Consider the following 19,039-nt stretch of genomic DNA (forward strand, 5'->3'; position numbering starts at 1 on the left):
GCTGGGCGTTGTACGTAGTTGTGATGGGGTGTGGCCGTGTCGGCGCATCGCTGGCCGGAGCGCTCGAGCGCATCGGGCACGAGGTGGCGATCATCGACCGCGACGAAACCGCGTTTCTGCGCCTCGACCCCGACTTCGGCGGGCATCGAGTAGTCGGTATGGGATTCGACCGAGATGTGTTGGTGCGCGCCGGAATCGAGAAGGCGGAGGCATTCGCAGCCGTATCCTCCGGTGACAATTCCAACATCATCTCCGCGCGCGTCGCGCGCGAGACGTTCGGCGTCGAGAAGGTCGTCGCCAGGATCTACGACGCCAAACGCGCCGCCGTGTACGAGCGCCTCGGTATCCCGACCGTGGCCACCGTGCCGTGGGCGACCGACCGGTTTCTGCACAATCTTCTGCGGGACGACCCCACCACCAAGTGGCGAGATCCGTCCGGGAGCGTCGCGGTGGTGCTGCTCGACTTCCACGATGCGTGGATCGGCAAGAAACTGTCGGTACTCGAGGATGCGACCCGGTCGCGGGCCGCGTTCGTCATCCGTTTCGGCACAGGACTGCTGCCCGACAAGCGCACCGTGATCCAGGCAGGCGACGAGGTGTACGTCGCTGCCGTCTCCGGGACCGTCGCCGAGGCCATCGCATTGGCCGGCAATCCGCCGCCGTCGGACGACTGATGCTCGCCCGTACGTTGTTCTCCTCCCCCATCGACCCGAACGGGAAGCCATGAAAGTCGCCATCGCCGGTGCCGGCGCAGTCGGCAGATCCATTGCACGCGAATTGATCCGAAGCGAGCACGAGGTGATGCTCCTCGAACGCAAACTCGACCACGTCGATCAGGCCGCGGTACCCGAGGCCGAATGGGTGCTCGCGGACGCCTGTGAGTTGAGTCTGCTCGAGGCCGCCCATCTCGAGAACTACGACGTGGTGATCGCCGCTACCGGCGACGACAAGGCGAACCTGGTGCTCAGCTTGCTGGCCAAAACCGAGTTCGGAGTGAACCGCGTGGTGGCCCGGGTCAACGACCCCAGAAACGAATGGCTCTTCGATGCAGCCTGGGGTGTCGATGTCGCAGTCTCGACCCCACGCATGCTGGCGTCACTGGTGGAGGAGGCCGTGTCGGTAGGCGATCTGGTCCACCTGATGACGTTCCGCAAGGGACAGGCAAATCTCGTCGAGATCACTCTGCCCGAGAACACGCCCCTGGCGGGCAAGCCGGTACGCAAGCTCCAGCTACCGCGGGACGCAGCACTGGTGACGATTCTTCGCGGTGGCCGTGTCATCGTTCCGCAGCACGACGATCCGCTCGAGGGCGGTGACGAGTTGCTCTTCGTCGCGGCGAAAGAGGTGGAGGACGAACTACGTGCTGCGGTCGGTCTGACCTGACGGCAGCTCGTCGGCCTGTTCGTCGTTCGATGCGAGTTCCAGCGCTCGATCTGCTTGACGCACCGCCCACAGAGTCACCAGTAGGGCTACGCCGGTCAGGGGCCACCCCATCCCGATCCGTGCCACCGCGAGCCAGCCGGTCTGGTCCGAGTCGTAGAGCTGGGACTGAACGATGTAGCGCGCAGCGAACACCGACGCCCAGGCGATGGTGGCCACGTCGTAGTAGCGAACCGCAGACCGCTCCCGACGCCACGATGTTCCCTTGCCGTTGAGGTAACCCCAGATGACGCCGACGAGCGGCCACCGGGCAAGTACCGACAGCACGAACGCCCCGCCGTAGACGAGTGATGTATAGATGCCGAACAGGAAGTAGCCCTTGGCGTCCCCGGTGCGGTACGCGATGAAAGCGCAGATGCCGACGCCGAAGAATCCGGAGATGGCCGGTTGTATCGGGCTGCGGCGTACCAGCCGCCACACCAGAACGGCCGCGGCGACACCCAACGCCGCCCACAGAGCGACCGACAGGCCGAAGTAGCTGTTGAACGGGACGAAGACGACCACGGGCAGTGTGGAATATACCAATCCGCTCACACCGCCGAGCTGCTCGAGCACGGTGGGGGCGGCGGTCTTCACGGCGTCCGGCGTCGACGTGTCGGGTACCGGTTCCGGCATGTTCGACGTTCTCGGGTGCGGCACTGCATCGTCGCTGTTCGTCACGAGAACGAGAGTGCCATACCGGGGACGATCAGTTGTCGTCGCGCAGTTCGTAGTACGGGTTGTAGACGATCTTGCGTCCATCGCGTTCGCCGACCCGGCCACGCACCAGGACCGTCTTGCCCGGCTCGATTCCGGCAATCTTGCGCCGGCCGATCCACAGGAGAGTCACTGTGTCGGTGCCATCGAAGAATTCCGCTTCGATGTTGGCGTTCGCGGCCTTGGAACACGCTTCGACGCTGCGTAGACGACCCAACATCGTGACCTCTTCGCCACGCGAGCAATCGCAGGCGCGTCGGGCTCCGGACGCTTCGGAGGATTCGGCCATCTCCTCGGCGTCGAGCTGATCGATGTCCTCGGTCAACTTTCGCGTCAAACGGCGAAAGTATCCTGCGGCAGCGGGTGCCATTGTGCGCTCCTGCGGGTGGGGGTCGTCTCGCAGCTCCACTCCTGGGAGCAGTTGCGGCGACCTGGGAGTTTCCCTCGTCATAGCTGGTACTTCGCCACTGTAGACCCGATCCGGCGCGCTGACCAACCACCGCCACGCCGTCGAACGGAGGCGTGCACAATCGTCTCGTGCACACCCGATTCGAGACCTCCACCGCGATCGTTCTACCGGGGACGGGATCGGACGCGCAGTTCGCGCAGGAGGCATTCGGGCAGGCGTTCGACGTTGTGGGATTGACCACTGTCGCCGTGGAACCCGACCCGACCGGCGTGGTGAGGAGCTACCTCGGTGCCCTCGACGACGCTGTACGCGCGCACGGTCCCGTCGTGGTCGCCGGAATCTCGCTGGGTGCAGCCGTCGCGGCGCACTGGGCCGAACGCAACCGCTCGAGTGTCGTCGCGTTGGCGCTGGCGCTGCCGGCGTGGACGGGCGATCCCACCGGCTCACCGGCTGCACTGAGTGCACGGTTCACGGCTGGGTCGCTTCGCGAACGCGGGCTCGACAGCGTCACGGCGACGATGGCAAATTCGAGCCCGGAGTGGCTCGCGCGCACCCTGGCGCGATCCTGGGCGTCGCAGTGGCCGGCGCTCCCCCGCGCGCTGGACGAGGCGGCCTCGTACCGAGGCCCGGAGTTGGACCGTCTCGCGCGGATCGACGCGCCGACCGTCGTGGTCGGCGCGGTGGACGACCCGGTGCATCCGATCGCGGTGGCAGAGCAGTGGGCTCGCGCCCTGCCGAGAGGCGTACTGCGGACCGTGACTTTGACGGACATCGGACTCGACCCGGGGGGCCTGGGCCGAGAAGCCGTCGACGCTCTGACCGCGGCGCTCGACGACTGACGCCGATCAGCCCCCCAGTTGCTGAATTGCCGATCCGGACGCCCCGCGGCGCGGAGCGCGCTCGGCACCGGGTTGTTCGGCGTTCGGTTGCGGAGTCGACTGCTGCTGCGCCGCATCGGTGTTCGCATCAGGGGCGGTGGGCTGCGCCGGCGCGGCCTGCTGCGCTGCTTGCTGCTGCGCGGCAGCCGCCAGTTGCTCGGCCAACACCTGCGGCAGAACCACCGGCAACGGAGTACGCACCGGGTGTGGATCGGTGCCGCGGTCGACGACGGTCTGTCGAAGAATCGAGTGCGCGAGCTGGACCAGGGGCTGGCCCTCCGCCACCGCGCCCGACGGCCCGGCTAGGACGCATCGAACCATCCAGCGATACCCGTCGACACCGATGAAGCGCAGATCGGCGTTGGCGGTGACACCGACCAACTCGCGGCCCCACGGCCCGGTCTCCACGGTCGTCTCGGCCTTGTCGTTGCGGAGCGATGTCGCCAGATCGGCCGCCACCTCGCGCCACTGCCCCGGAGACTTCGGGGCAGCGTAGGCGGCGATGGTGATGCGCCCGAACTGGGTGACGATGTGTACTGCTTGTGGGCTGCCCGCCTGAGACATCTCGACCTGCAGTTGCCCGCCCTCGGGGAGAGGGATCAACACCGAGCCGAGATCCAGCCGGTTCGCCGCGACGGTCTCGCGATCCTGGTCCAGATCACCGAGATCGTGGGGCCCCTCGACGGTCGTGTCCGCGGTCGCATCGTCGTTGTCGTCGTCGCGGCCGTCGACGAATGGCTCCGCGCTGGACGCGGAGGCACTGCCGGCGTCGTTCTTCTTACGCCGTCCGAACATGTTCAGCTCTCTTCTTCTCGGTTGCATTCAGTTCGCTGTACACCGACGACCGTCGCGACAGACGCACTACGTAGGACGTCACTGCACCAGACTCGCATGTCCGCCGGTCGAACCGTGACCACCGTCCCCTCGAACGGTGTCGTCGAGTCGATCCACTTCGACGAACTCGACCAATTCGACGCGCTGCACCACCAACTGAGCGATTCGATCGCCGCGATCGAGCACGATGGGCGTCCGGAGATCGTGGTTGATCAAGCAGACCTTGATCTCCCCGCGGTATCCAGCGTCGATGGTGCCAGGGGTGTTGACGACCGACAGTCCCGATTTGGCCGCCAGGCCCGAGCGCGGGTGGATCAGCCCCACCATCCCGAGGGGCAAGGCCACCGCAATCCCCGTGCCCACGAGAACCCGTTCGCCGGGAGCGATCGTCACTGGCGCGGTGATCCGCAGGTCCACACCCGCGTCACCCTCGTGCGCACGCGTGGGCACCGGTAGATCTGGGTCCAACCGGCGAAGTCGAACCTCGCCGGGGCGGTCCGGGGGCACCTCGAGCTGGTCGGCGGAAAGCGTGTTGCGGGACTCGATGACTTCGTCACTCACGTCGAACGAGACTACGCTGATCTGCTTCGCCGTCGGCGGGGCGACTACCCTGGGTGGGGTGACTGCAGATCGACAGGCCGATCGGGCGAACCCCGAGTCCGACGACCCCGCCTCGCGTGCCGGTTCCCCCGGCTCGGAGTCGGTGCTCTACGCCGAACGACTGTGGGTACCCCTCTGGTGGTGGGTGGCCGGCGCAGCGCTGGCGGTACTACTCGCAGCGGAGGTACACATGGGTGCCCCCGGTGTTCGCGCCTGGCTGCCCTACGTGTTGCTCCTGCCCCTTGTCGCCTGGGGTCTGGTGGCGTTCAGCAGGTTACGTGTGCAGGTGGTGGCCACCGATCCGAGCTCGGACTCGACCGAGTCGTCGTCCGCCGGCCTCGAGCTACGGGTCGGCAAAGCGCATCTGCCTCTCGATGTCGCGTCCAAGGCAGCCGTGGTGCCCGCGACAGCAAAAAGTGCGGCGCTGGGAAGGCAGCTGGACCCGCTTGCCTTCGTACAGCACCGCACCTGGGTGAAACAGATGGTGATCGTCGTACTGGACGACCCGGACGACCCGACGCCCTACTGGTTGATCAGCACCAAGCGACCGGAGGATCTACTCGCCGTGCTCAGTGCCCACGGCGTGGAAGCTCGCTGACCCAGCCGTCGGGCTCTCGCTGCGAAACCTCACTGCCCGGCCGCTCGGCCGGGCATCGCCTGGCCTCGATCAGGGCCTGCCCTCGATCAGGGCCTGCCGTCGATCAGGCAGCGCAGTCCCGGCACATGAGGACGCCGTTGGCATCGCTGGCCAGTCGACTGCGGTGGTGCACCAGGAAGCAGCTCGAACAGGTGAATTCGTCCGCCTGCTTGGGAACCACCCGGACCGAAAGCTCTTCGCCGGACAGGTCGGCACCCGGGAGCTCGAAGGACTCGGCGGTGTCTGACTCGTCCACGTCGACGACTGCGGACTGCGCCTCGTTGCGGCGAGCCTTCAGTTCTTCGAGAGAGTCCTCCGAGACGTCGTCGGATTCTGTTCTTCTCGGAGCGTCGTAATCGGTTGCCATTGTTCTCGTAACCCCTCATCTTCGTACGTGTGTGTGGTGGAAGCTGCCGGTGTGGTCGGCTTGTGGCCGTCGGCTGTGAAGAGGGCGCTTGCTCGCTCCCACCGATTTGATTCTCGATCGAACAGGTTCATCACGCGGTGCCGGAAACTACACCGGGTAGTTCCCGAATTCCGCCGGTTGAAACTCGATCGAGATTTCGCTCACCTGATCGACGATTCATCGGCAGCTTTCTGTTTCTTAAGCACTGCGGCCGCCAGACGATAGCCGACGCCGACCCCAAAGCCGAAACCGAATCGCCGATCACTTCATTGCCTCCGTGCACGCCGCATCAACACCGAGATCACCGGCTTCATTCCACAGTCGGCAGAAGCAGTTCTGCTGCTGGTTTTCGCGGTGCAAACGGGTCGCGTGCACTGCTTTGGGCGAGCTCGCGGCCGAGTGTGCCGCCGCCGAGGACCGCGGGCATCTACAGTAGGCACGCGTCGGTGTGAACCGACTCCGTGTACCGGTCTCGGCGACTGCCGACGGAAAGGCGAAGAATCACTGTGGTTTCTCTGATCACCGAAGGCCGGCCGGTCGACGACCGCGGCCGCCCGTTCCGTCGACGCCGCGCACTTCCGATCATCGCCGTGTTCGCAGTACTCGCTCTGCTCGCCGTGATCGTGTGGGTCAAGGTGTTCACCACCACCGAGACGACATCGGCCACTGCCGAATGCAACACCCCGACCACGACCGCTGCCACCGACGGAACGCAGCCGGTTGCCCTCGGCGAGGAGGTCGACCCGACGACACTTCTCGACGTCGAGCCTGCCGCCCTGTCGGCATCGAAGGTACGAGTGTTCAACGCCAACGGCGAGCGCGGCCAAGCTGCACACGTGGCGGCTCAGCTCAGTGACTACGGCTTCGCGAGTGCTCCGGACGTGCAGGTGGGCAACGATCCCGTCTACGTCGACCAGAACATGCAGTGCCAAGGCCAGATCCGATTCGGATCCGCGGGCATCGGTGCCGCGAGCGCAGTGTGGCTCCTCGCACCGTGTGCAGAACTCATCGAGGACTCGAGGACCGACGACTCGGTGGATCTGGCACTCGGCACCTACTTCAGCGAGATTCAGCCGAACGACGACGCAGAGGAAGTGCTACGCACGCTGGCGGGCGCAGCCCCCGGTGCCGCGCCGCAGCCCCTCGACCCCGATCTGCTCGCCGCCGCGCGTCAGTCTCGTTGCTGAGTCGATCGCGCTGCTGAGACGGTTGCACTGCTGAGACGATCGCGCTGCTGAGACGGACCAGTCTGTCAGCTCGGAATCGGATCGAGTGCGCCGACGAGCCGTAGGGCGGCAGTCAGGGGTTCGGTGATTCCCGGGGCCATCGCCACGGTGACGACGCCGTCCGCACTCGTCGACGTCGCTGCGGGAACATCGACGAGGGCTCCGGCCTCGGCAGCGATCAGCGACCCCGCCGCCCAGTCCCACGGGCTGAGCCCGTGCTCGAAGTGTGCGTCGACGGCACCGGACGCGACCATGCACAGATCCAGTGCTGCAGAACCGATTCGGCGAATATCTCGCACCTTCGGCAGCAGTTCGGCGATGATCGCGCCCTGCGCCGCGCGGCGTCGTGATCCGTACCCGAATCCGGTGGCCAACAACGTCATCGACAATTCGGTCACACCAGAACACTGCAGCCGTTCGATACGACCGTCTGCGTACCGAGCCGTCGACCCGTGCCCCTGCGCGGCGGAATAGACCACGTCGCGGGCCACGTCGACGACGGCCCCTGCCACGCTCACTCCGTCGATCTGCACCGCAACAGAGACCGCGTACGCAGGAATTCCGTACATGAAGTTGACGGTTCCGTCGATCGGATCCAGCACCCATCGAACTCCGGCGACGGATTCGTCCCCGCCACCTTCCTCCTCGCCGAGGACGGCATCGCCGGGACGCAGCTGCGCCAGCAATTCGCGAAGAACACGTTCGGTTTCGGTGTCCACGACGGTGACCGGATCGGTCGGTGTGCTCTTGGACTGCACGGCACCTGCCTCCGCATCGGGACTGTCACCGAACACCTGCGGACGACGCGTTCGGACGTGCTCGGCTGCCTCCGTGGCAATCCGAACGGCGACCCCGCGCAGTACCTCCGCATCACGTGTCGTCGATTCGGTGTCCGACCGTCCTAGGGTTGCCGGCGTCTGCGGCAATTGCTCAGTGGCGGTGTGGGTCTGCGTTCCGTCATGTTTCGACACGGGTACATCGCAACACACTTCGGCAGTGCGACACCACCGAAGCACTCGGCTCGCCGTCCGCTGCAGCGTCGGCGTCCCGTCGACGGACAGACGGCACTATTGTTCCGAAGCGACGGCACACACGAATTCGATCAGGCCAGGAGCGGCATCGACATGACACAGCCAGGTTCGGACAACAGCACCGCGGCGACGGCCGAGCGTCACGGGTTCGGCGTCGACGTCGGTGGCAGCGGCATCAAGGGCGGCATCGTCGACCTGAACACCGGTGAGCTCGTGGGCGATCGCTACAAGATCGAGACGCCTCAGCCCTCGACCCCCGACGCCGTCGCGCGGACCGTGGCCGAGATCGTCGCGCATTTCGAGTGGACCGGACCGATCGGCGTCACCCTGCCCGCGGTGGTCACCAACGGTGTGGCGCGTTCGGCCGCGAACATCGACAAGAGCTGGATCGACACCGATGCGCGAGCATTGTTCGCCGACGCCATCGGAAACGAGAACATCACCGTCCTCAACGACGCGGATGCCGCCGGGGTCGCCGAGGACAAGTACGGCGGCGGCAAGGGCAAGGACGGGGTCGTCGTTCTGCTCACGTTCGGCACCGGCATCGGTTCCGCCGTTCTGCACAACGGAGTTCTGCTGCCGAACACCGAGTTCGGACACATGGAGATCGGTGGCAAGGAAGCCGAGCATCGCGCGGCGTCCTCGGTGAAGGAGAACAAGGGGCTGTCCTACAAGGAATGGGCAAAAGAGGTCTCCACCGTGCTCGCAACGTTCGAGGCGCTGCTGTGGCCCGACCTGTTCATCGCCGGTGGCGGAATCAGTCGCAAGAGCGAGAAGTGGATTCCGCACCTTACCAACCGAACTCCGGTGGTCCCCGCGACCCTGCTGAACACGGCGGGGATCGTCGGAGCGGCCCTCGCGGCGGACAGTGCCGTCGCGTCCGCCGAGACCGGTACATCGGCTGGATCACCGCACTGACACGCGGTGTCGCCACCTGCGAAGGACGAGGGTAGGTAACAAACTCCTGAGAGGTCGTTACAATGGTGTGTGCCGGTACGCAGCCGGCCGAATCCGAAGACCTCTCCGCCGGAAACAACTCTGGCGTGACGCCGCACGACTTCGTCACGAAAGGGCGTACGTGGCAGCCACCGATATCCGTCAGACCGTAGATTCCGAACCTGGAACTGCGACACCTGAACCTGCTGTCAAGGCACCCGCCGCGAAGGCACCGGCTAAGAAGGCACCGGCCAAACGCGCCGCCGCCAAGAAGGCACCGGCCAAGAAGGCCGCAGCGAAGAAGACAGCAGCTCCCGCCACCGGCGATGACGTCGACGAGAGCACCCCGGGAATCGAAGACATCGACATCTCCGAAGGTGATCTTGCCGCCGCAGCGAACGATGTCGTCGAGGTCGTCGCCGCCGGCGACGACACCGAAGAAGACGCAACGAGCGAGCCGACCGCCGAGGACAAGGCGTCGGGCGACTTCGTCTGGGACGAAGAGGAATCCGAAGCGCTGCGTCAGGCCCGCAAGGACGCCGAGCTCACCGCATCAGCGGACTCGGTTCGCGCGTACCTCAAGCAGATCGGCAAGGTCGCCCTCCTCAACGCCGAGGAAGAGGTCGAGCTCGCCAAGCGCATCGAGGCAGGACTGTTCGCCGTCGAGAAGATGCGCGAGTCCGCGGAGAAGGGCGAGAAGCTCCCCGTCGCCCAGCGGCGTGACATGACCTGGATCTGCCGTGACGGCAACCGCGCCAAGAACCACCTGCTCGAGGCAAACCTCCGCCTCGTCGTCTCGCTGGCCAAGCGCTACACGGGCCGCGGCATGGCGTTCCTGGATCTCATCCAGGAGGGCAACCTGGGTCTGATCCGCGCAGTCGAGAAGTTCGACTACACCAAGGGCTACAAGTTCTCGACGTACGCCACCTGGTGGATCCGCCAGGCCATCACCCGTGCCATGGCAGACCAGGCCCGCACCATTCGTATTCCGGTGCACATGGTCGAGGTCATCAACAAGCTCGGACGCATCCAGCGTGAGCTCCTGCAGGATCTGGGCCGCGAGCCCACTCCGGAGGAACTCGCCAAGGAGATGGACATCACGCCCGAGAAGGTGCTGGAGATCCAGCAGTACGCTCGCGAGCCGATTTCCCTCGACCAGACCATCGGTGACGAGGGTGACAGTCAGCTCGGGGACTTCATCGAGGACTCCGAGGCGGTCGTCGCGGTCGACGCGGTGTCGTTCACGCTTCTGCAGGATCAGCTTCAGTCGGTGCTCGAGACGCTCTCCGAGCGAGAAGCAGGCGTGGTCCGCCTGCGCTTCGGCCTCACCGATGGACAGCCCCGCACCCTCGACGAGATCGGGCAGGTGTACGGAGTCACCCGCGAGCGAATTCGTCAGATCGAGTCCAAGACGATGTCGAAGCTGCGGCACCCGTCGCGGTCCCAGGTTCTGCGCGACTACCTGGACTGACAATCTTGTAACGACAAGCGACCGTCGATCTTCGGATCGGCGGTCGCTTCTCGTTGCTGGCGACTGCCAGGCTTTCGGTCAGAGCACGGGCGTCCCGAAATCCCCGGCGGGCCCCGGTCGGTACTCGACGGCGGCAGTGACGGCCTCGAGCGGTAGCGGTCCGTACAGGTGCGGAAACAGCATCGACTGCGGGTCGGACGGCACACCCGGCTCCCACTGCACCGGCGCACTCAACCGCGCTGGGTCCAGCGCCAGCAGCACCAGATCGGTGCGTCCTGGGAAGAGCCGGTTCGCGGGCAGATGCACCTGCTCGGGCGTGGAGAGGTGAACGAAACCCAGTTCGGCGAACGACTCCGGCGTGTACTCGGTACCGCCCCGGATTCTCGACCACTCCTCCGTGGTGCACAGATGTACGAGGACGTCGGTTCGTTCGGTCACACCGCCATTGTGCCGGGTTCTCGGGGCCTCGTGTCCCCTACCCCGCGCGTCCCCGAGCGGTGTCCTCGAAGTCAGGGCGGGGGCAGCGTGGGTGCCCCACCGCGCGTTCGGCCCGGCAGGCCGCCGAGCACCACTGCGGCGATGACGGCAAGGATTCCCAGGGACTCGAGCAGCGTCGGCACCTGGGTCAGCACCACGGCACCGACGACAGTCGCGGTCGCGGGCAGCAACGCCAACAGCAACGCGAAGCGAGCCCGACCCACTCGGACCAGGACGTACTGGTCGAGAACGTACGGAACGACGCTCGACAGCAATCCGACGCCCAGGCCCAGAACCCAGATGCGCCAGTCGCTCAGAACGTCGGTGTGCGCGAATGCGAACGGTGCGAACAGCGGCACGGCGAGAACCACCGATGCGATTCCGAAACCGGCAGCCATGTCGTCGAGCCCCTGCCCGGCGTCGGCCACGGACTTGCCCAGCACGATGTACGCCGCCCATAGAGCCGCCGAACCGAGCGCGAACGCGATTCCGATCAATCCCACCTCGCCGCCCTCGAACTGAGCCGACGCGATGGCAGCAACGCCGGCGACCACCAGAACGACCGCGAGTGCATCGGTGAGCTTCCGAGATCCTGCTGCGGCGACGACGATCGGGCCCAGAAACTCGATGGCGACCGCCGCACCCAGGGGCAGCCGAGCGATGGCCTCGTAGAACATCACGTTCATGCCGATGGTGGCCGCTCCGAACGCGGCGGCGGTCACCGCGCGTCGTACCGTCCATACGGATCCGGCACCGCCGCGTCGACGCCACGGCCTACGCCAGGCGATCAGGACGACAGCGGCACCGAAGCCCCGCAACCAGGCCACCGCAGCCGGGTTCACCGTGTCGAACAGGAACACTCCGATGGCCGCACCGACGTACATGCATACGGCACCGATCACGAACAGCGACGGGATACCCAGCCTCGAAGCGCCGGACAGCGAGAAAGAAGTCGAAGCCACACCGGGACCCTACTGCCGCCACCCGTCCGATTCCGTATCAGCTGTCAGCGAACAGGATCCACGGCGTTCCTGCTCGTAGGACATGTTTCGTGTTAGTGACAACACAAAGAAACGCGCTCGGGAACAACGCGTGACCGCCATACGTCTGACAGAGTGAACGAACCGCGCCATACCGACGCGGCGGACCGGCCCCAGGCGAACGGGACATACCCGCAAGCCAGTACGGAGGAGTCATGCCCGGAACATTGACCAGCCCACAATTGACAGCAGCGGACCGGTGCGACCGGTGCGGTGCAGGGGCTCGCGCGCGTGTCGTGCTCTCGACCGGTGGAGAGCTTCTCTTCTGCGGTCACCACGCCACCGAGCACGAAGCCCGCTTGCGTGAAGTGAACGCAACGGTGATGACCGAATCGGACTCCACGGTGTAACCCACCGACACGTCGGGGGACGCCAGTTCGCCACAGCTGTACCGATACAACTGCATCAACGCACGATTACAACGACGGACGGTCTCTGGACCGTCCGTCGTTGTCGTGTCACCGGCACAGTCCGCCGGCAGCACTCGTCCGTCGGGTGCTACATCTTGCGCAACTGCGCGATTCGCTCACCCAGCTGCTCCGCCGATGCCATCGCCGTCGGCGGGCCACCGCAGATTCGACGCAGATCGCCGTGAATGACGCCGTGCGGCTTCCCCGTCCGGTGGTGGTACACCGCAACCAAACTGTTCAATTCCCGCCTCAGGCCGGCCAACTGGCCGGCACTGGTGGCCCTGTCGTTGACGACGGCAGGCGCGGGGACCGCCGGGCCCGCAGCGGGTTTGTCGATCTGCTCCTGCTGACGCTGGCGAAGCAGGTCGCGCATCTGCGTCGCGTCGAGCAGGCCGGGGAGCCCGAGATAGTCGGCTTCTTCGTCGCTGCCCGAGAACGTCGCGGTCCCGAACGAGGACCCGTCGTAGATCACCTGATCGAGCTCGGCATCCGCGCCGAGGGAGGTGTACGCCTTCTCTTCCTCGCCCAGCTCGTCCTTCTGCTTGTTGGCGTCGGCCAGCAGCTCGTCGTCGAAGCCGTCCTTCTCGCGGTGGGGCTTGCCGAGAATATGGTCGCGCTGAGCCTCGAGCTGTGAGGCGAGGTCGAGCAGGACCGGTACCGACGGCAGGAAGACGCTCGCCGTCTCGCCCTTGCGGCGTGATCGCACGAAACGGCCGATCGCCTGCGCGAAGTACAGCGGAGTGGATGCACTGGTGGCGTAGACGCCGACGGCAAGACGCGGAACGTCGACACCCTCGGACACCATGCGAACGGCAACCATCCACCGCTGATCACTCTTGCCGAACTCGGCGATACGAGCCGAGGATGTGGGGTCGTCGGAGAGGACGAGGGTCGGCGTCTCCCCCGTGATCACCTCGATCAGCTTGGCGTAGGCCCGCGCCACCGTCTGGTCGGTCGCGATCACGAGACCACCTGCGTCGGGCATACCGCCCGACCGCAACTGAGCCAATCGTGTGTTCGCAGCCAACAGCACCGCAGGCATCCAGTCGCCCTGCGGGTCGAGGGCGGTACGCCAGGCCCGTGCGGTCTGCTCCGCATTCAGCGGCTCGCCCAACCGAGCGGTGTACTCCTCGCCTGCGCTGTCCCGCCACCGTGCCTCCCCGGAATACGCGAGGAAGACGACCGGGCGAACGACACCGTCGGCGAGGGCGTCGGAGTAGCCGTACGCGTGATCGGCCTTCGACCGCATCAGGCCGTCCTGATCCGGTTCGTAATTGACGAACGGAATGGGACTGTCGTCGCTGCGGAACGGAGTACCCGTCAACGCAAGGCGTCGGGTGGCGTCGCCGAACGCTTCGCGGATGCCCTCGCCCCAGCTCTTCGCGTCACCACCGTGGTGGATCTCGTCGAGGATCACCAGAGTCTTGCGGGCCTCCGTGCGCACTCGGTGCTTGAACGGATGCGAGGCGATCTGCGCGTAGGTCACCACCACACCGTGGTAGTCACTCGAGGTCTGCCCGGTCGAGTTGGAGAAGCGCGAGTCCAACGCGATGCCCACCCGCGCCGCCGACTCGGCCCACTGATGCTTGAGGTGCTCGGTGGGTGCCACCACCGTCACCTGATCGACGGTGCGGTGCGCGAGCAGTTCGGCGGCGACGCGCAGGGCGAACGTGGTCTTACCTGCACCCGGGGTCGCCACCGCCAGGAAATCCTTGGGCGAGGCGACGAGATACTTCGTCAGCGCGCGTCGCTGCCAGGCACGTAGCGGTGCCCCGCCGGCGACGGGCGCAGCCGTCTGATCGGTGGATGGTGGTGTGGGATCGAACATGTCAGCGCTCACTGGCCGCCGGTTCCTGGCATCGATGTAAATTCCTCGCGCTCTCGGTAGCCCTGCAGTGTCCGCCGAGGAGCCTATCGCTCCGTACCGACGGATCCCGCATCGCTGGGGTGATGTCGGACGCGACACGGCGCGTCGGTCGTTAGGCGAAGTCGGCATCGGTCAGGAATGCTGGAGGCACCATGAGCGAGTCTGCAGGCCCAACTCCCACACCGCCGCGATTGTCGGCGAGAAACCCGCTACGTGCGGTGTGGAAAGTGACTCTGCGCACGCTCGGCAAGGCCTGGGACGATTCGATCTTCAGCAAGGCCGCGACCGCCGCCTTCTGGCAGACGCTGTCGCTACCGCCCCTTCTGCTCGGGGTGCTGGGCAGTCTCGGTTTCGTCGGAGGATGGTTCGGCCCCAACACCGTCGACATCATCGAATCGAAGATCATCACCTTCAGCAACACGCTCTTCAGCAGCAGTGTCGTCGATCAGATCATCGCGCCGACCGTCCGAGACGTACTCGCACAGGGCAGTGGCGAAATCGTCTCGGTCGGCTTTCTGCTCTCGCTGTGGGCGGGCTCGTCGGCGATCTCGACGTTCGTGGACTCCATCGTCGAAGCACACGGGCAGGCCGACGCGCGAAATCCCGTCTGGCAGCGGTTCTTCGCACTGCTCCTGTACGTCGGCTTCCTGATCATCGCGGTGTTCGTGCTTCCGCTCGTCGCACTCGGACCGGTGTACGTCCAGCAGATACTGCCCGATTCGTGGCTGACCGTCGGCAGCGAACTCGTCGACTTCCTGTACTACCCGGCCGTCGGCTTGCTGCTGATCATCGGACTGACCACGTTGTACAAGCTGGCGTTGCACACGTCACTGCCCTGGCATCGTCTGCTCGGCGGAGCACTGCTGGCCGGGGTGTTCTTCATGATTGCCAGCGCCGTACTCCGCCGGTACCTGACCTGGGTCACCAGCACCGGCTACACCTACGGTGCGCTGGCAACTCCGATCGCGTTTCTGCTCTTCACGTTCTTTCTCGGCTTCGCCGTGGTCCTCGGAGCCGAGTTCAACGCGACGATCCAGGAGTTCTGGCCGGCCAGAGCAACCCGAATGGATCAAATGCGTGAGTGGCTCGCAGCGCAGGCAGCGGCGGACGACAAGCCGTCGGGACCGGTGACCGCGGTAGCGCGGCGTCTGGCCACAGGCCCGATCAAAGTCACAGGCCCGATCAAAGTGGTCGGCGATCGGCAGCGATCCGACCGGCCCGAACCGTCTCAGTGACGGTCGGGCCCGGCGGAGTCACCGTCGAACGTGAGCCGTCACTCGCCCTTCTTGAGGCCCTCGTAGACCTTCTTGCAGTCCGGGCACACCGGTGAGCCCGGTTTTGCAGACTTGGTGACCGGAAACACCTCGCCGCACAGCGCTACCACATGGGTACCCATGACGGCGCTTTCGGCGATCTTGTTCTTCTTGACGTAATGGAAGAATTTCGGCCGGTCATCGTCGGTGGTTTCGTCCGGAGCGATGTCGGGACGGTCCTTCGTCTGAGTGCTCATGAACACAGATTAATCCGTCGCCACACTGTGTTCGAACCGGTCGCACAGCTCGTCGTATGCAATCTGTGAGCGGTAGTGCCACAGTGGAGGTATGACGAGAACCCCAGGGTTCGACGGAAGCGCGTACAGCGACTCGCCGGATGGGCCCGTCCTGATCACCGAGGCGCAACAGTCGGTGGAAGAGCAGCACAAAGCGCGTGTCCGCAAGTACATGTTCATCATGTCCTTCCGCATACCGGCCTTGGTGCTCGCTGCCCTGGCATACGGAATGTGGATGAACCCATGGATATCCATGGCGATCGTCGGTCTGTCCATTCCGCTCCCATGGATGGCGGTGTTGATCGCGAACGATCGGCCGCCGCGCACCAAGGACGAAATGAGCCGGTACGACTACCGGACCATCGACAGTCCGGCCATCGAATCGAGCAATCACCGCGTGATCGAAGCCGGCGAGGACTGACAGGAAGCCGACAGGCGGTGCGACACTTGCTCGGTGAACGCACAGATTTCTCCGTCCCCACTGGTCGCTGCCGCCGCTGCCCTCCGTGAAGCCTTCGATCGCGCGGGCTACGACGCCGACGGCGTCCTGACGTTGCTGGGCTCCGACGCCCACGCCGCGCTGGGACGCAGCGAACCGGTACCGGTCCGCAACGCGAGCCTCGGCGGCGGAGATCTGGGCGTATTGGTGCGATTGTTCCTGCTGGTCGACGACTGCCCCGAGGACGAGGTCGCGGCCGCTCTCACACCGCTGACCGTCACCGAAGCCATCGCGGCCGGCATTCTCACTCGTACCGGATCCACCGTGCGCACCCTGCTCGACATCCGGCCCCTCGACGCCGGGCACGGAACCCGGTGGATCGTCTCCGATCCCGACGGCAGCATGCGCGTCGCCGACACGGCCACCGATCATGTGCTTGGCGTCGGCCAGGCGTCGCTGTCGTTGTTGCGCGGTACACCGACCTCGCCAGTGGACACCGTCCTCGACGTCGGGACCGGATGCGGCGTCCAAGCCGTCCACGCGTGCGACTACGCAACGACGGTCACCGCGACCGACATCAGCCCGCGTTCGATGGATCTGGCGGCAGCGACGACGGCCCTCAACGGTCTCGACGTCGAATTGCTGCACGGTTCGTGGTTCGAGCCGGTGGCCGGACGTACGTTCGATCGGATCGTCGCCAATCCCCCGTTCGTCGTGGGACGAGCCGAAGTACTGCACTCGTACCGAGATTCCGGCCTCGACCTCGACGGTGCGAGCGCATTGATGATCGCCCAGGCACCCGAGCACCTCACCCTCGGTGGGACTGCTGCCATCCTCGCGTCGTGGGTGCACATCGAGGGCGAGGACTGGCGTACGAGAGTGGCGTCCTGGCTTCCCGCCCACGGCGTCGACGCCTGGGTGGTCGAGCGTGACGTGGCAGACCCCGCTCTGTATGTGGGCACCTGGATGCGCGACGGCGGTTTGGACCCGCGCGACCCCGATGCGGCCGCGGTGGCCCAGTCCTGGCTCGATCATTTCGCCGCCGCGGGTGTCGAGGGCGTCGGTTTCGGGTTCGTCTATCTACGCAAGACGGACTCTCCGACGGATCTGCTCGCCGAGGAGTTGACGCACGGGTTCTCCGACCCGCTCGGGAACGAGTCGATCGAGTATTTCTCTCGGCTCGAGTGGCTCCGTGACAACGACATTCTCGACTCGGTACTGACTCTCGACCCCAACACCGCGCTCGAACGGGTGTTTCTTCCCGGCGACGAGGGCTGGGCTCCGGTGGCGATCCGTGTACACCGGGGAAACGGACCACAGTGGCAGCACGACGTCGACGATCTCGGTGCCGCGCTTCTAGCAGGCCTGCGTCCGGGTGGGCTCGCGGTGGGCGAACTGGTCGAGCTGCTCGCCGCCGCGCACGGTGAGGATGCCGACGAACTGGCGGGGCATGCGGTGACGTTGATGCAGGGTCTGGTGCGGCACGGACTCGTGTTGCCGGCTCCCTGAACGGACCTGGGGCTGCGCTGCCGTTCCCGCTGCGAACGTTCTCAGCAACTTCTCAGGACGGACCCGCCGTATTCCCTGGTCAGGCGGGTATCACAAGGATCGGCGTGGGAACTTATCGGAGCGTCCCGAGCGTTGAACCTGTGAGACACCACCGACCAGGAGGCAAGTCATGACCAGCCCCAGCACCACGATTCGTCCGCGGCCCACCGATGCCGATCTGGACGCCCAGAGCCCAGCAGCCGATCTCGTTCGCGTGTACCTCAACGGCATCGGCCGCACCGCGTTGCTGACGGCTGAAGAAGAGGTCGACCTGGCCAAGAGGATCGAGGCAGGTCTGTACGCCAAGCAGGTTCTCGAGAACACGAAACGGTTGAGCGCAGTTAAGAAGCGCAACCTGGCCATCATCGTGCGGGACGGAAGCGCGGCGCGCAGCCATCTGCTCGAAGCAAACCTCCGGTTGGTCGTCTCGCTCGCCAAGCGCTACACCGGTCGCGGAATGCCGTTGCTCGACCTGATCCAGGAGGGCAACCTGGGCCTGATTCGCGCCATGGAGAAGTTCGACTACGCGAAGGGCTTCAAGTTCTCGACCTACGCAACGTGGTGGATCCGTCAGGCCATCACTCGCGGCATGGCAGATCAGAGCCGAACGATTCGGCTCCCTGTCCACCTCGTCGAGCAGGTCAACAAACTCGCCCGGATCAAGCGGGAGCTGCATCAGCAGCTCGGACGCGAGGCAACCGACGAAGAGCTGTCGAGTGAATCGGGCATCGCAGTCGAGAAGATTGCGGATCTGCTCGACCACAGCCGGGATCCGGTCAGCCTCGACATGCCGGTGGGTAGCGACGAGGAAGCGCCGCTGGGTGACTTCATCGAGGACTCGGAAGCCACGTCCGCCGAGAACGCCGTCATCGCCGGGCTGCTGCACAGCGACGTTCGCGTCGTGCTCGGCACCCTCGACGAACGTGAACAGCAGGTCATTCGTCTGCGCTACGGCTTGGACGACGGCCAGCCGCGCACCCTCGATCAGATCGGCAAGCTCTTCGGACTGTCTCGCGAGCGCGTGCGTCAGATCGAGCGCGAGGTGATGGTCAAGCTTCGCCAGGGTGACCGCGCCGAGAAGTTGCGTTCGTACGCCAGCTGATTCCGGTTCTCCGACCGGTGGAGCGACGGTGACCACTCCCGTT

At 65.6% G+C, this 19,039-nt stretch carries 22 protein-coding genes; 12 read left to right on the forward strand and 10 right to left on the reverse strand.

What is annotated here, in order from left to right; all coding sequences use genetic code 11:
• Positions 1 to 8 precede the first annotated feature (8 nt).
• Together AB0P23_RS02835 and AB0P23_RS02840 are read left to right on the forward strand one after the other, a co-directional pair.
• Positions 9 to 674, forward strand: coding sequence for a TrkA family potassium uptake protein (locus AB0P23_RS02835; protein ID WP_027496899.1), 666 nt, complete (start codon positions 9 to 11; stop codon positions 672 to 674).
• Between the two features lie 49 nt (positions 675 to 723).
• Entirely contained in the window at positions 724 to 1,383 is a 660-nt protein-coding gene (locus AB0P23_RS02840) for a TrkA family potassium uptake protein (RefSeq protein ID WP_032365054.1), read from the forward strand.
• Here AB0P23_RS02840 and AB0P23_RS02845 read toward each other — a convergent pair.
• Both AB0P23_RS02845 and AB0P23_RS02850 read right to left on the reverse strand, forming a co-directional pair.
• Positions 1,357 to 2,055: a DUF3159 domain-containing protein gene (locus AB0P23_RS02845; RefSeq protein ID WP_206497591.1), complete on the reverse strand. Its 699-nt coding sequence runs from the start codon at positions 2,053 to 2,055 to the stop codon at positions 1,357 to 1,359. The two genes, AB0P23_RS02840 and AB0P23_RS02845, sit on opposite strands and share 27 nt — an antisense overlap.
• A 73-nt stretch (positions 2,056 to 2,128) precedes the next feature.
• On the reverse strand, positions 2,129 to 2,506 hold the full coding sequence (locus AB0P23_RS02850; RefSeq protein WP_027496896.1) for an OB-fold nucleic acid binding domain-containing protein: 378 nt from the start codon (positions 2,504 to 2,506) through the stop codon (positions 2,129 to 2,131).
• Between the two features lie 167 nt (positions 2,507 to 2,673).
• Between AB0P23_RS02850 and AB0P23_RS02855 the strand changes: the two genes are divergently transcribed.
• A complete protein-coding gene (locus tag AB0P23_RS02855) occupies positions 2,674 to 3,384 on the forward strand; it encodes an alpha/beta fold hydrolase (protein ID WP_283348082.1) in 711 nt (236 codons plus the stop codon).
• Between the two features lie 6 nt (positions 3,385 to 3,390).
• Here the strand turns inward: AB0P23_RS02855 and AB0P23_RS02860 are convergent, their stop codons facing one another.
• Both AB0P23_RS02860 and dut read right to left on the reverse strand, forming a co-directional pair.
• On the reverse strand, positions 3,391 to 4,218 hold the full coding sequence (locus AB0P23_RS02860) for a DUF3710 domain-containing protein (RefSeq protein ID WP_063216644.1): 828 nt from the start codon (positions 4,216 to 4,218) through the stop codon (positions 3,391 to 3,393).
• Between the two features lie 78 nt (positions 4,219 to 4,296).
• Positions 4,297 to 4,764, reverse strand: a complete 468-nt coding sequence (gene dut / locus AB0P23_RS02865; protein ID WP_027496893.1) for a dUTP diphosphatase — start codon at positions 4,762 to 4,764, stop codon at positions 4,297 to 4,299.
• A 196-nt stretch (positions 4,765 to 4,960) separates the two neighbouring features.
• Here dut and AB0P23_RS02870 point away from each other — a divergent pair, with 196 nt between their 5' ends.
• Complete coding sequence (locus tag AB0P23_RS02870) at positions 4,961 to 5,455, forward strand: DUF3093 domain-containing protein (RefSeq protein WP_063216906.1); 495 nt, start codon at positions 4,961 to 4,963, stop codon at positions 5,453 to 5,455.
• A gap of 103 nt (positions 5,456 to 5,558) precedes the next feature.
• Here the strand turns inward: AB0P23_RS02870 and AB0P23_RS02875 are convergent, their stop codons facing one another.
• Complete coding sequence (locus tag AB0P23_RS02875) at positions 5,559 to 5,861, reverse strand: DUF4193 domain-containing protein (protein ID WP_027496891.1); 303 nt, start codon at positions 5,859 to 5,861, stop codon at positions 5,559 to 5,561.
• Between the two features lie 545 nt (positions 5,862 to 6,406).
• Here AB0P23_RS02875 and cei point away from each other — a divergent pair.
• On the forward strand, positions 6,407 to 7,087 hold the full coding sequence (cei, locus tag AB0P23_RS02880) for an envelope integrity protein Cei (RefSeq protein WP_206497502.1): 681 nt from the start codon (positions 6,407 to 6,409) through the stop codon (positions 7,085 to 7,087).
• Between the two features lie 65 nt (positions 7,088 to 7,152).
• Here cei and AB0P23_RS02885 read toward each other — a convergent pair whose 3' ends face one another.
• The gene (locus tag AB0P23_RS02885) at positions 7,153 to 7,986 is read right to left on the reverse strand and encodes an inositol monophosphatase family protein (RefSeq protein WP_206497590.1); all 834 of its coding nucleotides are present in this window, start codon (positions 7,984 to 7,986) and stop codon (positions 7,153 to 7,155) included.
• Positions 7,987 to 8,250: 264 nt separating this feature from the next.
• On the opposite strand from AB0P23_RS02885, the gene ppgK reads away from it, so the two are divergent.
• Positions 8,251 to 9,075 carry a polyphosphate--glucose phosphotransferase gene (ppgK, locus tag AB0P23_RS02890; protein ID WP_063216904.1) on the forward strand — a complete coding sequence of 275 codons (825 nt, stop codon included), beginning with the start codon at positions 8,251 to 8,253 and terminating at the stop codon, positions 9,073 to 9,075.
• A gap of 160 nt (positions 9,076 to 9,235) precedes the next feature.
• Positions 9,236 to 10,564 (forward strand): RNA polymerase sigma factor, encoded by a 1,329-nt coding sequence (locus AB0P23_RS02895; protein WP_032365052.1) that lies wholly within the window; start codon positions 9,236 to 9,238, stop codon positions 10,562 to 10,564.
• A gap of 78 nt (positions 10,565 to 10,642) precedes the next feature.
• Here the strand turns inward: AB0P23_RS02895 and AB0P23_RS02900 are convergent, their stop codons facing one another.
• The gene (locus AB0P23_RS02900) at positions 10,643 to 11,002 is read right to left on the reverse strand and encodes a DUF952 domain-containing protein (protein ID WP_032370442.1); all 360 of its coding nucleotides are present in this window, start codon (positions 11,000 to 11,002) and stop codon (positions 10,643 to 10,645) included.
• A gap of 71 nt (positions 11,003 to 11,073) precedes the next feature.
• Complete coding sequence (locus tag AB0P23_RS02905; protein ID WP_045841787.1) at positions 11,074 to 12,003, reverse strand: EamA family transporter; 930 nt, start codon at positions 12,001 to 12,003, stop codon at positions 11,074 to 11,076.
• 233 nt (positions 12,004 to 12,236) lie between these two features.
• Between AB0P23_RS02905 and AB0P23_RS02910 the strand changes: the two genes are divergently transcribed.
• Positions 12,237 to 12,431, forward strand: coding sequence for a hypothetical protein (locus AB0P23_RS02910; RefSeq protein ID WP_027496884.1), 195 nt, complete (start codon positions 12,237 to 12,239; stop codon positions 12,429 to 12,431).
• Positions 12,432 to 12,579: 148 nt separating this feature from the next.
• Here the strand turns inward: AB0P23_RS02910 and AB0P23_RS02915 are convergent, their stop codons facing one another.
• Positions 12,580 to 14,319: a DEAD/DEAH box helicase gene (locus tag AB0P23_RS02915; protein WP_027496883.1), complete on the reverse strand. Its 1,740-nt coding sequence runs from the start codon at positions 14,317 to 14,319 to the stop codon at positions 12,580 to 12,582.
• A 191-nt stretch (positions 14,320 to 14,510) separates the two neighbouring features.
• On the opposite strand from AB0P23_RS02915, the gene AB0P23_RS02920 reads away from it, so the two are divergent.
• The gene (locus AB0P23_RS02920) at positions 14,511 to 15,593 is read left to right on the forward strand and encodes a YihY/virulence factor BrkB family protein (RefSeq protein ID WP_052057281.1); all 1,083 of its coding nucleotides are present in this window, start codon (positions 14,511 to 14,513) and stop codon (positions 15,591 to 15,593) included.
• 38 nt (positions 15,594 to 15,631) lie between these two features.
• Here the strand turns inward: AB0P23_RS02920 and AB0P23_RS02925 are convergent, their stop codons facing one another.
• Positions 15,632 to 15,868, reverse strand: coding sequence for a DUF3039 domain-containing protein (locus tag AB0P23_RS02925; RefSeq protein WP_027496881.1), 237 nt, complete (start codon positions 15,866 to 15,868; stop codon positions 15,632 to 15,634).
• 91 nt (positions 15,869 to 15,959) lie between these two features.
• On the opposite strand from AB0P23_RS02925, the gene AB0P23_RS02930 reads away from it, so the two are divergent.
• The 3 genes from AB0P23_RS02930 to AB0P23_RS02940 all read left to right on the forward strand — a co-directional run bounded on the left by AB0P23_RS02930 (position 15,960) and on the right by AB0P23_RS02940 (position 18,996).
• Positions 15,960 to 16,328 (forward strand): DUF3099 domain-containing protein, encoded by a 369-nt coding sequence (locus tag AB0P23_RS02930; RefSeq protein ID WP_027496880.1) that lies wholly within the window; start codon positions 15,960 to 15,962, stop codon positions 16,326 to 16,328.
• A 45-nt stretch (positions 16,329 to 16,373) separates the two neighbouring features.
• Positions 16,374 to 17,855: a class I SAM-dependent methyltransferase gene (locus AB0P23_RS02935; RefSeq protein ID WP_206497589.1), complete on the forward strand. Its 1,482-nt coding sequence runs from the start codon at positions 16,374 to 16,376 to the stop codon at positions 17,853 to 17,855.
• 169 nt (positions 17,856 to 18,024) lie between these two features.
• Entirely contained in the window at positions 18,025 to 18,996 is a 972-nt protein-coding gene (locus AB0P23_RS02940; protein WP_027496878.1) for a sigma-70 family RNA polymerase sigma factor, read from the forward strand.
• Positions 18,997 to 19,039: the final 43 nt, after the last annotated feature.

Origin of the sequence: Rhodococcus sp. NPDC077669, assembly GCF_040686915.1 — a bacterium.
In the GTDB taxonomy this organism is placed as follows: Bacteria; Actinomycetota; Actinomycetes; order Mycobacteriales; family Mycobacteriaceae; genus Rhodococcoides; species Rhodococcoides fascians.

Excerpts from the sequence above, each read along its gene's own strand:
- AB0P23_RS02915 (WP_027496883.1), bottom strand. The coding sequence starts at position 14,319 with ATGTTCGATCCCACACCACCATCCACCGATCAGACGGCTGCGCCCGTC.
- AB0P23_RS02860 (WP_063216644.1), bottom strand. The coding sequence starts at position 4,218 with ATGTTCGGACGGCGTAAGAAGAACGACGCCGGCAGTGCCTCCGCGTCC.
- AB0P23_RS02840 (WP_032365054.1), top strand. The coding sequence starts at position 724 with ATGAAAGTCGCCATCGCCGGTGCCGGCGCAGTCGGCAGATCCATTGCA.
- AB0P23_RS02875 (WP_027496891.1), bottom strand. The coding sequence starts at position 5,861 with ATGGCAACCGATTACGACGCTCCGAGAAGAACAGAATCCGACGACGTC.
- AB0P23_RS02940 (WP_027496878.1), top strand. The coding sequence starts at position 18,025 with ATGACCAGCCCCAGCACCACGATTCGTCCGCGGCCCACCGATGCCGAT.
- AB0P23_RS02920 (WP_052057281.1), top strand. The coding sequence starts at position 14,511 with ATGAGCGAGTCTGCAGGCCCAACTCCCACACCGCCGCGATTGTCGGCG.
- AB0P23_RS02925 (WP_027496881.1), bottom strand. The coding sequence starts at position 15,868 with ATGAGCACTCAGACGAAGGACCGTCCCGACATCGCTCCGGACGAAACC.
- AB0P23_RS02845 (WP_206497591.1), bottom strand. The coding sequence starts at position 2,055 with ATGCCGGAACCGGTACCCGACACGTCGACGCCGGACGCCGTGAAGACC.
- AB0P23_RS02910 (WP_027496884.1), top strand. The coding sequence starts at position 12,237 with ATGCCCGGAACATTGACCAGCCCACAATTGACAGCAGCGGACCGGTGC.
- AB0P23_RS02930 (WP_027496880.1), top strand. The coding sequence starts at position 15,960 with ATGACGAGAACCCCAGGGTTCGACGGAAGCGCGTACAGCGACTCGCCG.
- AB0P23_RS02850 (WP_027496896.1), bottom strand. The coding sequence starts at position 2,506 with ATGGCACCCGCTGCCGCAGGATACTTTCGCCGTTTGACGCGAAAGTTG.
- ppgK (WP_063216904.1), top strand. The coding sequence starts at position 8,251 with ATGACACAGCCAGGTTCGGACAACAGCACCGCGGCGACGGCCGAGCGT.